Annotated in this window: 10 protein-coding genes and 1 tRNA gene; 6 read left to right on the top strand and 5 right to left on the bottom strand. The window is 51.9% G+C overall.

The genetic code is table 11. The features are described 5' to 3' along the window. Nucleotides 1–1794: a single-stranded-DNA-specific exonuclease RecJ gene (gene recJ / locus QOL41_RS02615; RefSeq protein WP_283428537.1), complete on the top strand. Its 1794-nt coding sequence runs from the start codon at nt 1–3 to the stop codon at nt 1792–1794. Nucleotides 1795–1803: 9 nt separating this feature from the next. After that, a complete protein-coding gene (locus QOL41_RS02610) occupies nt 1804–2307 on the top strand; it encodes a hypothetical protein (protein ID WP_173653979.1) in 504 nt (167 codons plus the stop codon). On the opposite strand, the gene QOL41_RS02605 is transcribed toward QOL41_RS02610, so the two are convergent. Both QOL41_RS02605 and QOL41_RS02600 read right to left on the bottom strand, forming a co-directional pair. Further along, nucleotides 2308–2736, bottom strand: coding sequence for a hypothetical protein (locus QOL41_RS02605; protein ID WP_173653980.1), 429 nt, complete (start codon nt 2734–2736; stop codon nt 2308–2310). 24 nt (nt 2737–2760) lie between these two features. Continuing rightward, nucleotides 2761–2843 (bottom strand) — tRNA-Leu (locus QOL41_RS02600). A 73-nt stretch (nt 2844–2916) separates the two neighbouring features. On the opposite strand from QOL41_RS02600, the gene QOL41_RS02595 reads away from it, so the two are divergent. After that, a complete protein-coding gene (locus QOL41_RS02595) occupies nt 2917–3438 on the top strand; it encodes a hypothetical protein (protein ID WP_283428536.1) in 522 nt (173 codons plus the stop codon). 61 nt (nt 3439–3499) lie between these two features. On the opposite strand, the gene gpmI is transcribed toward QOL41_RS02595, so the two are convergent. From gpmI to uvrB, 3 genes are all read right to left on the bottom strand, one after another. Beyond that, nucleotides 3500–5134 (bottom strand): 2,3-bisphosphoglycerate-independent phosphoglycerate mutase, encoded by a 1635-nt coding sequence (gene gpmI / locus QOL41_RS02590; RefSeq protein WP_072827931.1) that lies wholly within the window; start codon nt 5132–5134, stop codon nt 3500–3502. 84 nt (nt 5135–5218) lie between these two features. Further along, the gene (locus QOL41_RS02585; protein ID WP_283428535.1) at nt 5219–6286 is read right to left on the bottom strand and encodes a hypothetical protein; all 1068 of its coding nucleotides are present in this window, start codon (nt 6284–6286) and stop codon (nt 5219–5221) included. A 143-nt stretch (nt 6287–6429) separates the two neighbouring features. Next, a complete protein-coding gene (gene uvrB, locus QOL41_RS02580) occupies nt 6430–8634 on the bottom strand; it encodes an excinuclease ABC subunit UvrB (protein ID WP_173653983.1) in 2205 nt (734 codons plus the stop codon). A 74-nt stretch (nt 8635–8708) separates the two neighbouring features. On the opposite strand from uvrB, the gene QOL41_RS02575 reads away from it, so the two are divergent. From QOL41_RS02575 to QOL41_RS02565, 3 genes are all read left to right on the top strand, one after another. Beyond that, nucleotides 8709–9782: a BamA/TamA family outer membrane protein gene (locus QOL41_RS02575; RefSeq protein WP_173653984.1), complete on the top strand. Its 1074-nt coding sequence runs from the start codon at nt 8709–8711 to the stop codon at nt 9780–9782. A gap of 118 nt (nt 9783–9900) precedes the next feature. Further along, entirely contained in the window at nt 9901–10140 is a 240-nt protein-coding gene (locus tag QOL41_RS02570) for an acyl carrier protein (RefSeq protein ID WP_073323094.1), read from the top strand. An 18-nt stretch (nt 10141–10158) separates the two neighbouring features. After that, complete coding sequence (locus QOL41_RS02565; protein WP_283428534.1) at nt 10159–12555, top strand: beta-ketoacyl-[acyl-carrier-protein] synthase family protein; 2397 nt, start codon at nt 10159–10161, stop codon at nt 12553–12555. Nucleotides 12556–12564 lie beyond the last annotated feature (9 nt).

Here is a 12564-nt window from a genome sequence, read left to right as displayed (position 1 = left end):
ATGGCTCAAGAATCTACAGAAGCAGTCCTGAACGAGCACTTGGCCTCTTCGATGTCGAAGAGCTTGCGCATTCCCCACGTGGTGGCGCGCTTCTTGGTGTCTCGCGGAGTCTGCTCTGTGTCCGAAGCCCACCGCATGCTGTGCGGTAACTCGGGCGATGTACTTGACCCGTTCCTGATGAAGGGCATGGATGCCGCTGTCGAGTGGCTTTTGAAAATTCGTGAAAAGCACGAAAAAGTTTTTGTCTTTGGTGACTACGATCTGGATGGTATGTCGGCTGTCACGCTCATGACGCGTGCTCTTGCCGAACTTGGCATGGAGTCTGACTGGCGACTCCCGAACCGCTTTGGCGATGGCTATGGGCTTTCAGCATCCGCCGTTGAAGAAATGCACCAGGCGGGTGCCCGTTATGTGATTACCGTCGACACGGGCATTACCGCAAATGCCGAAATTGCTTTGGCCAAGAGTTATGGAATGTCGGTGTTGGTCATAGACCACCACCAGCCTTCGGGCGATGGACTGCCGGAATGCGATGTACTCTTGGACCCGCATCAAGAAGGCGATTCCTACCCGAATCCGGAACTTTGCGGCGTGGGCGTTTCGTACAAATTTATTTGCGCCCTGTACTCCAAGCTTTCAATGCCCGAACCGACCAAGTTCTTGGACTTGGTGGCACTCGGTACGCTTGCTGACCTTGTCTCGATGACTCCTGAAAACCGCGCCTTTACCAAGGCGGGCCTCAAGTCCATTGAAAGCAGCCACTGGCCGGGACTTCAAGAAATGTACAGCAACTTGATGAAGGGCCACGGCAGCGTGGGCGGCATTGATGTCATGTACAAGTTTGCTCCGCTCCTGAATGCGCCCGGTCGCATGGAGCGCCCGGACCCGGCTCTCAAACTTTTGCTCAGCCCGAATATGGCGACCGCGAATGCCTTGATGGCGGAACTTCGCGAATGGAACAGCAAACGCAAACAGAAAGAAGCTGAAATCACCGAAATGGCGCAAGAGCAAATGACGGCCATGTATGGCGACAAGCTTCCGACCGTGATTGTGGTTGCAGGTAATGGCTGGCATGTAGGCGTGATTGGAATTGTGGCGGCAAAGCTTGCTCAAGAATACCACCGCCCGACGGCAGTGCTTTCTATCCAAGATGGCATGGCGCATGCAAGTGCCCGCGCAGTTCCTGGCTTTAACTGGCACAAGGCTTTGTTTGAATCCCGCGAACTTTTTGATCGCTGGGGTGGGCATGCTAACGCTGCAGGTTTTTCGCTTCCGGCTGACAAAATCGATGAACTCCGCAAGCGCTTGGAAGTTTCTGCCGCAAGCCAGAATTATACCGGCACCGAAGAATGCGAAGGCGAAGCCGCTCCTTGCTCCTACGACATTTGCATTTCTCTCAACGAACTGATTGTCGAAGCTTCGCAGTATATGGCGCCGAGCGATTACGGTGCAGGCAACGCGAATAAGAACCAGCTGATTTCGATTCTCGACTTTATCGATTTGTTAGAACCGTTTAGTGGAAACTTCCCGTATCCGACTTTTCGCGCCGACAACGTGAAAATCCACAGGCTTCGTGAACTCAAGGGCGGACACCTGCAAATGGATATTTCGCAGGCAGGGAGCCGCGTGTATCCCGCCATCGGTTTTGGACTTCGCAAGTACAAGAGCCTGCTCAGCAAGCCTGTATCGGTGATTTTTGAACCGACTTGGAATTATTTTAACGACCGTAAATCCTTGCAGCTTTGTGTCAAGGCGATTGAACCTTTTATTGAACCTTGTTCCGAAAACAACTAGGACAACACTATGCGCAACTTGCCGATATATTTCATGATTCTAGTTTTTGCGGGCATGCTGTTCGCGCTTTCCAGGGTGCACCTGTATACGCCGGTGCCGTCCGTTGAATCGGAACCCGTTCCGGAAGTTGGTTTGCAAAAGGGCTTTACGGGCCGCGTTGTCATGCCTTCGCTCGAAGACATTTATGTGCTCGAAAATTCGGCCGGCCGCGACATTTTGCAGTTTGAAAAATTCTTGCAGGGTCGCGCTGCAAGCCTCCATTTTGCTTCGGCGGCATTTTTCAAGTCGAACAACAAGAATTTCAAAAGCGATTCTCCGCATGCAATTATGGGCATCAAGCTCACGCTTGATTCTCTAGGCGTGTTCTCGCCAGAAATCCTTTTTACCAATGTGCATGACGACAATTTTAAAGGCCTGGTGCTTTCGCAAATCCAGACCTATTGGCGCTATCCGCGTAGTGAAAGCGGACGCTTTGTAGCTTGGGTTCCAATCGCTTGGAAAATAGACTACTAATTACTTGTTCTTTAAAATAGCGAGCAGTTCGGCGGTGCGTTTTTCAATCAAGATGAACGCTTCGAACATGCGTGCTTCACGCCACTTGACCAAGTACTTGGCGCGCCATTCTTCGGCCACTTCCTTGGGGTCTTCGTGGTGGGATTCGTTGCGGTACCAGACTTCTTTCTTGATTTCCTTGATCATGTCGCCCATTTCGGCGGCCGGCTGCAAGGAACCCTTGCAAAGCAAGAGTGCACGCAGGTTGTCAAGCAAGATTTCGTCGGTGGGATCTTCGGAATCGTCTCGGGCACAATCCCAGATTTCGCCGCGGTGGCGTTCCGTCCAGCCCATCAGGTGCTTTTCGGTTTTCTGAAGTTCGCCCTTGGCGAGTTTTTCTTCGACCGCTTCGCGCGGGTAGTAAATGCTGTTCGGGTAGAATTCAATCATAGGAGCTCCCTGGTTTGCCGTTAATGCCCGGGGCGGGACTTGAACCCGCACGAGGTTGCCCTCAAGGGATTTTAAGTCCCCAGTGTCTACCATTCCACCACCCGGGCTCGGGCGTGGCCTAAATATAGTAAAAGTGTGCAAGGGAAGAAGGCGCAAATACTTTTTTTCTACATTAAGAATATGAAATATCTTATTCTCCTAATAGTTTGTTGTGTTGCCCCGCTTTTTGCCTACGATGGCGATATGGACACTTATCATGAATTCAAGGAAGACCTATCGCTGGCTCGCGATGGATATCTCGCTTGTTTGAATATGGCCATGGAATCGGCCAACGAAAGCACCGAAGGCTCGCTAGAAGGTTGGTTTAACCTTCGCAGTAAGGGTGGCGCCCGTTCTTGGATGCAGCTCGATTTCGATGCTCCCAACCTCAAGTTCTTAAAGATGGATGAAATCCCTTACGGTTTTAAACTGAAGGGGGCGCACGGCGCCTACAAGATTGATGCCGAAATTCGTGTCGTTACCCGCGACACCGACATTTTCTACGATGTCAAGTACAATAAGGCGAGCAACGCCGCCGGTAAAGAAATCTTCGGCGAAGTATTCCGCAATGACCGCGTCGTCTTCTACGATGAAAGTACGCCTTGCAAGCGCAAAGCCGTCACCTGCATCAACGAATACGCTCGCGGCACTTTAGGTAAATAAAAAAAGGAACCCTTGCGGGGTTCCTTTTTTAATGGTTTTGCGACGATTGGTCGCAAGCTCATTACTTGATGATGAGCATAGAATCATCCCACGCCTCGTGCTTTTCGAGGCCGAGGAGGTTTGCGGTCGTGGCGGCGATGTTCGAAAGACCCCAGTCGCCTTCCTTGAGGCCGAGCTTGCCGCCCGTTACGTTATCGTAAAGGATGCAGGGCACCTTGTTGAGGGTGTGGCTCGTCTTGGCCTTGAAGGAACCGTCCTTGTTGACCTTCGGCATGCCGGTCTTCTTGTCGATTTCGTACATTTCGTCGGCGTTACCGTGGTCAGCCGTGATGATAGCAACACCACCGAGGGCGTCGATCACCGGGAGCAAGCGGGCGAGGCCGATGTCCACAGCTTCGATAGCCATCGTAGCAGCGCGGAAGGAACCAGTGTGGCCCACCATGTCGCCGTTCGGGAAGTTGCAGCGGAGAGTCTGGTACTTGCCGCTCTTCAAAGCTTCGATCATGGCGTCGGTGATTTCGGCTGCCTTCATCCACGGGCGCTGTTCGAACGGAACAACGTCAGATTCGATTTCGAGGTAGGTTTCGCCGTCGAACTTGCTGGAACGGTTACCATTCCAGAAGTAAGTCACGTGGCCGTACTTCTGCGTTTCGGAGCAAGCGAACTGCTTGACACCCGTTTCAGCGAGCCATTCGCCGCTGGTTTCCTTGATGGCCGGAGGCGGAACGAGGAAGCGGTTCGGGAGCTTGAGGTCGCCGTCGTACTGGAGCATGCCAGCGTAGCAGACGTGCGGGAAGCGCTTGCGGTCAAATTCGTTGAAGGATTCTTCTTCGAAGGCGCGGGTGATTTCGATGGCGCGGTCGCCACGGAAGTTGAAGAACACCACGGAGTCGCCGTCGTTGATGGTGCCGACCGGCTGGCCATCCTTCGCAATCACGAACGGCGGGAGATCCTGGTCAATAGCCTTGGTTTCGCCACGGAGGGTTTCGATAGCCTGGGTGGCGTTGTCGAAGTAGCGGCCTTCGCCGAGCACGTGGGTCTTCCAGCCGAGTTCCACCATCTTCCAGTTAGCGTTGTAACGGTCCATGGTGATCTGCATACGGCCACCGCCGCTAGCAATGCAAACGTCGAATTCCGGAGAGCGGAGTTCGTCGAGGAACTTTTCGAACGGGCCAACGTAATCGAGGGCGGAAGTTTCCGGCACGTCACGACCGTCGAGGAGGATGTGCACGCGGACCTTCTTCAGGCCTTCCTTCTTGGCCTGGGCCACCATGGCCTTCAGGTGAGAAATGTTGGAGTGAACGTTACCGTCGCTGAAGAGACCGATGAAGTGGAGCACTGTGTTCTTTTCGCGGGCGTTGCCGGCGATTTCCTTCCAAGCGTCGCGGCCGAAGATGTCGCCAGAGACGATTGCGTCCTGCACGAGGGCGGCACCCTGGTTGTACACCTGGCCAGCACCGATAGCGTTGTGACCCACTTCGGAGTTACCCATGTCTTCGTTGGTCGGCATACCCACGGCGCGGCCGTGAGCCTTCAGGAGCACGTTCGGGTACATCTTGAAGAGGTTGTCGAGAGTCGGGGTGCGGGCGGCCTTGATGGCGTTGCCTTCGACCTTATCAGTGATACCAAAACCATCCATCACGATGGTTACGACCGGTCCCTTGATGCCGGGGAAATTGGAAAGCTTCTTGAGCATGTTTTACTCCATGTTTAAATTACGCGCGAAAATATAGAAAAAGCCCTCCCGCGGGGGGAGGGCTTAAATTTGGTTTAGACCCGATTACTGGACCTTATAGAGCTTCACCTTGAAGGTGTAATCGCCGTTGTTGCCTTCGGTCGCTTCAGTGATTGCGAAAGCGTAGAAGCCTACGCCAGTTTCAGCGTTGTAGCCCGGAGCCAAAGCAACGTAGATCTGGTTGGAGTTTTCAATCATGGAGGCGATGGAGGCGCCCGTACCGGTGCTCTTGAACTTGAAGTCGCTCACGTAGGCGGTGGGCGGGGTACGGGAGTTCATGTCTTCAGGCCACATATCCACTTCGTAGTCGTCGGTATACGGCGGAAGGTCACCGTTGTTAATCGGTGCGAACATAAGGCCGGTGCCGCTAGTAGCAGTCATTTCAGGATTGCTCTTGGAGCCAGCCTTTGCGAAGATGATGTCAGCGGTTGCAGCACTTGCGGCAGGCACTGCGGTGCAGGTGGCTAGGCTAAGACCCGGGTTAATGTTCGTAGACAGTTCAACCTGGCAAGCAGTCATGGCGACTTCGGCCTTGGGCTGTTCTTGGGTAGTCGTGTCAATGACTTGGCAGTAATAGTCGGCTGCGCGTTCGAACGGAATGATTTCGGTTCTCTGGAAGTCCTTTGCGCCATTGTTTGCGGTTACCGTAACGATAAGGCTATACGTACCACATTCGGTAAAGGCCGGATCGAGCAGGCTGACAGATACGAAAGCAGAATTCATCGAGTTCAGGTCGATGGAGTTTTCTGTGGGGAAAACAATGGTGTTCGAAGTGATAACAGCAGGTACCATTGTCAAATTACTTGCGTCAGAGCCCTTAGCCACCTTGTATTCGATATTCGTAAAGGCAATGTCGAAAGAGTTTTCAATGGAGTCGACAACGAGGTCCAATCCAAAACGGCCAGTAAAGCGGACGTCATCGCCGGAAATTCTAGAGCCAATGTCAGAACTTACGGTGATGTTGGCGTCTTTCTGGGTCGGAATTTCAATTTTTCCACCCGGTTCGTCCGGGCCGGGTTCGGTAGAAGACTTGCTGTCGCTTCCGCAAGCAACGAGACCGAATGCGCCTACAGCGAAAACGGAACTTAGGAAAAGTTTCTTTGCAAAGTTCATGGATATATCCTCATTAAATGTTTTCTGCCCTTGAAAATAAACAAAAAAGGCCTAAAATGCAAACGAAAATGTGTAAATTTTGGCTAAAAAATGCAAATTTAGGCGTTTTTGCGCAATTTCTTGAGCTATAACACGCCTTTTTGCTATTTCATGCTGCGAATAATGTCGCGGAGTCGGGCCGCTTCCTCAAAATCGAGTCGGGCGGCGGCTTCTTTCATCTGACGTTCCAGGTCTTCCAGCTGGGATTGCGGTTCTGGATTCTTCGACTTCGCACTACGTGCTCCGCTCAGAATGACACTGTTGTCGCGTTTCGAGCCTCGTACGCCTTTCTTCTTGGTCTTGCTCGAAGGCTGTAGCGGTTCCATCGGGCGGATGCCGTTACCATCGTCTTCCCAGTCTTCGTCGACGGAGTCGTCGCCAATATCGCCGAGCGGGTCGTTGATTCTCAGGTCGTCTTCGAGTTTGCGGGTCACGGATTTCGGCGTGATGCCGTGTTCCTTGTTGAATTCTTCCTGAACGGCTCTTCGGCGGGCGGTTTCGGTGATGGCCTTGTCGAGGCTGTCGGTCATGTTGTCGGCGAACAAAAGTACGGTGCCGTTCACGTTGCGGCTTGCGCGTCCCATGGTCTGAATCAGGCTGCGGTAGTTGCGCAAGAAGCCTTCCTTGTCGGCGTCGAGAATTGCGACCATGCTCACTTCGGGCAAGTCCAAGCCTTCACGCAGCAGGTTGATGCCCACGAGTACGTCAAATTCCCCAGTACGGAGCCCGCGAATCAATTCGTGGCGTTCCAAAGTCTTGATGTCGCTGTGCAGGTAACGCGCACGAATTCCCGCTTCTACAAAGAAGTCGGTGAGGTCTTGTGCCATTTTCTTGGTGAGCGTCGTGACGAGCACGCGGTCGCCATTCTTGACGACTTCTTCGATGCGGTACAGCAGCACGTCCATCTGGCCCTTGATGGGGAATATCTCAATTTTCGGGTCCAAAAGTCCGGTCGGTCTGTTAATTTGTTCGGTAACGACGCCGCCTGTTTTTGTCAGTTCATAATCGCCAGGGGTGGCGCTCACAAAGAGCACCTGCTTCGGGTACATGTACTCGAATTCGGCAAAATTCATCGGGCGGTTGTCCAAGGCGCAGGGGAGGCGGAACCCGTACTGCACCAGCGTGGTCTTGCGGCTCTTATCGCCTTCGGCCATGCCTCCCACTTGCGGAATGCTCACGTGGGATTCGTCGATCATCAAAAGCCAGTCATCGCCGAAGTAGTCGATGAGCGTAAACGGACGCGTACCCGGGGCGCGGTTTTCGATAATGCGGGAGTAGTTTTCAATACCGCTGCACATGCCGGTTTCGCGAATCATTTCCATGTCGTAGCGGGTGCGGCTACTAAGGCGGGCCGATTCCAGCACCTTGCCTTCTTTGTCGAGCTCGGCGAGGCGGTCGGTCAGTTCCATTTGCATGCGCTGCAAGATTCCTGCACGGCCCTCTTCCTTGGTCACGAAGTGCTTTGCCGGAGCGATAGTCATCTCGTCCAGCTCTTGCGTGACTTCGCCGGTAATCATATTGAATCGGACGAGCCTGTCTACCTCGTCGCCAAAAAGTTCAATGCGCAGTCCTTCTTCGTCGTAGCTCGGGTGAATTTCAATCACGTCGCCGTGGACGCGGAAAGAACCTCGTTCCAGGCTGAAATCGTTTCGCGTATATTGAATGCGAACCAGGTCATGCAGAATCTTGTCGCGGTCGTAAACGTCGCCCTTTTTGATGCGAACCATCAAATCAAAATATTCGCTCGGGCTTCCCAAACCGTAAATGCAGCTCACGGAGGCAACGATAATCACGTCGCGGCGTGTCAAAAGGTTCGCTGTCGCGCGCAGGCGCAGCTTATCGATTTCGTCGTTGATGCTCGCGTCTTTTTCGATGAAAGTATCCGTATGCGGAATGTAGGCTTCGGGCTGGAAGTAGTCGTAGTAGCTTACGAAATATTCCACCGCATTATGCGGAAAAAACGCCTTGAATTCTTGGTAGAGCTGGGCTGCAAGCGTCTTGTTGTGGGTCAAAATCAGCGTCGGCTTGCCCACGTTCTTGATGACGTTTGCCATCGTAAAAGTCTTACCAGAACCCGTGACGCCGAGAAGCGTCTGGAACTGTTCGCCGTGTTTGAATCCGACCGTGAGTTCTTCGATGGCCTTCGGCTGGTCGCCCGCTGCACCATAAGGGCTCACGAGTTCAAAGTTCGCACGCGTCGGAGACTGAAACTGCTTCAAGTGTCCCGGCAAACTCTGCTCGGGCGGTAGCGGTTTCGCTATCGGTTTCGCATACGGGTCAGGTGTGATTGTCTTGCGTGCGCGGGCCATGTGATATAAATAATGAACAATGAAAAATTAACAATAAATGAAAGGCTTCGTTTAAATTTTATATTTGGTTTGTAATGGATTTGTTGAAAAAAATAGGATTACTTTTGATTGCTTTCGTGGCGTTTGTCGCTGCGGCAACTGAAGAGGCGTCTGGAGACAATTTTCAGCGTTATTCTGTGGTGCCTATTCTTGGCTACACCGAAGAGACGGAATTCCAGATTGGTGTGATGGCGCTCCTGTTCTTGAAGCCCGACGAATCGGGTGGCAATGTCCCTGAAATTGGACTCACGGCTTACGGCTCAACTCGCGGACAGCTGCAGTTGCAGTTGGAACCATACTATTATTTATTCCATGATCAAGTAAGTATTTGGGGCTTGCTCAAGTACCAGGACTGGGTGGCCGGTTATTATGGTCGCGGCAACAATCCCGATATCGATGTATTCACGAACTTCAACCGCAAAAAGTTCCAGTATGGCACGCGTATTGAATCGAGAATAGGGCTTCCTCGGGCGCTCAAGTATGGTGTCGAAGTCCATGCAGAATATACCGAAATTGATTTTGATATTGGCGAAATTACCGACTTGCCCGATGCTCATTCCGGTTGGCGAAACGGTGCGGGCTATTTGTTGGGCGTGGATACCCGCGACAACATTAACTGGACACGACATGGATTTTTGGCCCAATGGCAGCAGATGTTCTATAGTGACCGTTTGGGCGACTATACGTTCGACGTGGAATCGCTTGATTTGCGCGGTTATTCCAGTTTTTCCCCGAATACGACCATGGCTGTTGGCTTCTTGTGGCAACGTGCCGATGGCGATGTTCCCTTTGACATGCTTGCGGGCCCTGATGGCATTTGCCGTTTCCGAGGGGTAGAAAGCCTGTATTTTGGCGATAATCAGGCTGTTATCATGCAGGCCGAGGTTCGACAGTATATTTGGTGGCGCCTGGGCGGGCATTTGTTTTTCGAAGGTGGAAAATCAGGACGCTATTTTAGTGAACTTGTACGTAACGATTGGCACCGGTCCATTGGTGCTGGCGCACTTTTGGGCTTGAATCTAAAACAGAATTTGTTTGCTCGTGCAGACTTTTCGTGGATCGATTTTGACCACTTAGGCCTGTCCTTCTACGTTCGTCAGGCTTTTTAGCTAGAATGTCTCCATTTTGTCGCTATTTTTCGCAATTATGTCGTAATTGTAAGTTTTTGCAAAGATAATTCGTTATAATTTTATTATTTTTGGCAAAAAATTAAAAACGAGGTAAATTATGAACGAAATGAAAGAAAAACTCAAGGCCTTCTTTATGTCTGATCTCGGCGTCGATGGCGACGTGCTCCAGTTCGATACTCCGCTTTTTGGCGAAGAAATCGGCCTTGATTCTGTGGATTCCCTTGAAATCATCTCCTTCGTGGATTCCAACTTTGGCGTTTCCATGACGGGCGTTGCCAAGGAAAACTTCCAGAGCATCGATACGATCGCTGCTTACATCGAATCCCATAAGGCTTAATTTTACCCTTTTCGTATTATGACATCTGACGATAAGCGTTGTGTAGTTACCGGCCTTGGCGTAATTTGCGCAGTCGGTAACAATGTTGAAGAAGCTTGGAAAAGTGCGCTGGAATCTGTTTCCGGCATTCATAAAACCACTTCTGTTGATACTGTGAACTGTTATGCGGACTTGGCTGCCGAAGTCAAGTGCGATTCCCTTGATGAAATTGATGCGCCCGAAGAAAAGGACCGCGTCTCGAAACTTTGCATCAAGGCGGCAAACGAAGCTCTAGCCGATGCCGGACTCAAAAACTTTAACGACGACCAACGTGTGAGCGTGGTTATCGGAAGTTGTGTGGGCGGCGTTCTTTCGATTGAACAGTATCATCAACATGGTCGCGACGCTTCTGAAATCGCAAAGATGCCGATTGCATCTATTGCGTCTCAGGTGGCTGAAACTTGCGGGGCTGGTGGCATTGTCACTAACGTAGCGAATGCTTGTGCTGCTGGTACAATTTCGATTGCGGTCGCTTGCGACTTGATTCGCGCCGGTAAGGCCGATGTCGTGATTGCGGGCGGCGCCGATTCTTTTGCTTCGGTCCCGTATTCCGGATTCCTTTCGCTCCATGCACTCGATGAAAACGGATGCTCTCCGTTTAACCGTTGCAACGGCATTACGCTTGGCGAAGGTGCTGGTATCGTGATTGTGGAATCTTACGAACATGCGCAGAAGCGTGCTGCCAAGCAGTACTGCGAAGTGCTTGGTTCTGGCGTCACGAGCGATGCAAACCACATTACCGCCCCGCGTGAAGATGGTCTTTGCCTGAAAGAAGCCATCAACCGCTCTGTCAAGAACTCCGGCATTGCTAAAACCGACATCGGTTACATCAATGCTCATGGTACGGGCACGGGTAAGAATGACAATGCCGAAATGACCGCTTTCAAGGCCTACTTCGGCGAAGAAAATCCGACGGTGAGCGTAAGTTCTACCAAGGTGCTTACGGGCCATTGCTTGGGTGCCGCTGGTGCCATTGAAGCTGTCTTTAGCATCAAGGCTCTTACCACGGATACCGTTCTTCCGACCTTCCCGTATAGCGAAGAACAGTCTGCCGCCCTCAAGGAAAAAGTGGGCGACATGGACTTCGTGCAGAACAAGGCTCGCCATAAGGAACTCAAGAGCGTCTTGAGCAACAATGTGGCTTTCGGTGGCACGAATGCGGCTATCGTCTTCTCGAAGGAATCGGGAAATGTGTCTGCTCAGTCCGCTAAGGACTGTAAGATTGCTGTGACGGGTGTGGGAATTGTGTCTCCGCTCGGTAATAGCAAGGCTGCCTATCTTGAAGCTGTGAATGCAGGCAAGAAGCCTGAGTCCGCTTCGGTGCATTCTACGATTGCACTCGATGACTACAAGGAACTCGGCATCAAGATGGCTTTCTACCGCAAGCTCGATAATCTGGGCCAGCTCCAGACTGTTTCGGGTATGCGTGCACTCCAAGATGCGAACTTCAAGGTGTCCGACGAAAATGCCATGGATATCGGTATTATCGTGGGTACAAGCGAAGGTGGTCTTGGCGCAACTTACGATTTTGAAGAACTGATTGCTGAACTCGGCAATGCCGGCGGTTCTGCCTTCAAGTTCCCGCACACGGTTTATAATGCTGCTGGTGGTTACCTGTCGATTTGCTCCGGTATCAAGGGCTACGGCGTTACCATTACCACCGGTCCGCTTTCGGGCCTCGACAGCATTGGCTATTCCATGAACGTGATTCATGATGGCCAAGAAAAAGTCATGATGGCTACCGGTACCGACGAAAACCTGCCGATTATTACGGAATTTGCCCAGAAGCTCGGTGTGGCTGCAAACGATGTGGTTGCTCCGTATTCCGATTCTGAAGGCTTTGTGGTTGGCGACGGTAGCGTGTCGATCATGCTCGAAGATGAATCTTATGCCAAGAGCCGTGATGCAAAGGTTTACTGCTACGCACTCGGTTTCGGTCATGGCCGCAAGAACGTGAAGTTCGGCAAATTGGTTGGTTCTGACGAAGCTTTGGATAAGGCTATTGCCGACGCCCTTGCTGATGCCGGAATTTCTGCCAATGAAATTGATGCCGTTTGCGGTTTTGCCAATGGCTGCAAGAAGATTGACGATATTGAAAAGGGTGCTCTCAAGCGCGTGTTTGGCGAAAAGCTTGCGACGATGCCGCTCTTCGAAGTCAAGGAACGCACCGGTGAAGGTCGTGCGGGGTCTGCCGCTTTGGCCGCTGCCGAAGCAACTCTCCTGTTGAGTGGTGAACTGGCAAACGATAACGCTTACTTTGTGGCTGCAGATGGCTCTGTTTCTGCAAAGAATGTGGAATCTGCAAACCTCAAGAAAATTTTGGTAATCTCCTTTGCGGCTGGTGGCTCTTATAGCGCCGTCGTTTTCGGAAAATAGCGTTTAGGT

This window comes from Fibrobacter sp. UWB10, from assembly GCF_900182935.1.
Lineage (GTDB): Bacteria > Fibrobacterota > Fibrobacteria > Fibrobacterales > Fibrobacteraceae > Fibrobacter > Fibrobacter succinogenes_O.
The sequence above is the reverse complement of the archived record's forward strand: the minus strand, read 5'-3'. Positions and strand labels throughout refer to the sequence as shown.

Excerpts from the sequence above, each read along its gene's own strand:
- recJ (WP_283428537.1), top strand. The coding sequence starts at position 1 with ATGGCTCAAGAATCTACAGAAGCAGTCCTGAACGAGCACTTGGCCTCT.
- QOL41_RS02610 (WP_173653979.1), top strand. The coding sequence starts at position 1,804 with ATGCGCAACTTGCCGATATATTTCATGATTCTAGTTTTTGCGGGCATG.
- QOL41_RS02605 (WP_173653980.1), bottom strand. The coding sequence starts at position 2,736 with ATGATTGAATTCTACCCGAACAGCATTTACTACCCGCGCGAAGCGGTC.
- QOL41_RS02595 (WP_283428536.1), top strand. The coding sequence starts at position 2,917 with ATGAAATATCTTATTCTCCTAATAGTTTGTTGTGTTGCCCCGCTTTTT.
- gpmI (WP_072827931.1), bottom strand. The coding sequence starts at position 5,134 with ATGCTCAAGAAGCTTTCCAATTTCCCCGGCATCAAGGGACCGGTCGTA.
- QOL41_RS02585 (WP_283428535.1), bottom strand. The coding sequence starts at position 6,286 with ATGAACTTTGCAAAGAAACTTTTCCTAAGTTCCGTTTTCGCTGTAGGC.
- uvrB (WP_173653983.1), bottom strand. The coding sequence starts at position 8,634 with ATGGCCCGCGCACGCAAGACAATCACACCTGACCCGTATGCGAAACCG.
- QOL41_RS02575 (WP_173653984.1), top strand. The coding sequence starts at position 8,709 with ATGGATTTGTTGAAAAAAATAGGATTACTTTTGATTGCTTTCGTGGCG.
- QOL41_RS02570 (WP_073323094.1), top strand. The coding sequence starts at position 9,901 with ATGAACGAAATGAAAGAAAAACTCAAGGCCTTCTTTATGTCTGATCTC.
- QOL41_RS02565 (WP_283428534.1), top strand. The coding sequence starts at position 10,159 with ATGACATCTGACGATAAGCGTTGTGTAGTTACCGGCCTTGGCGTAATT.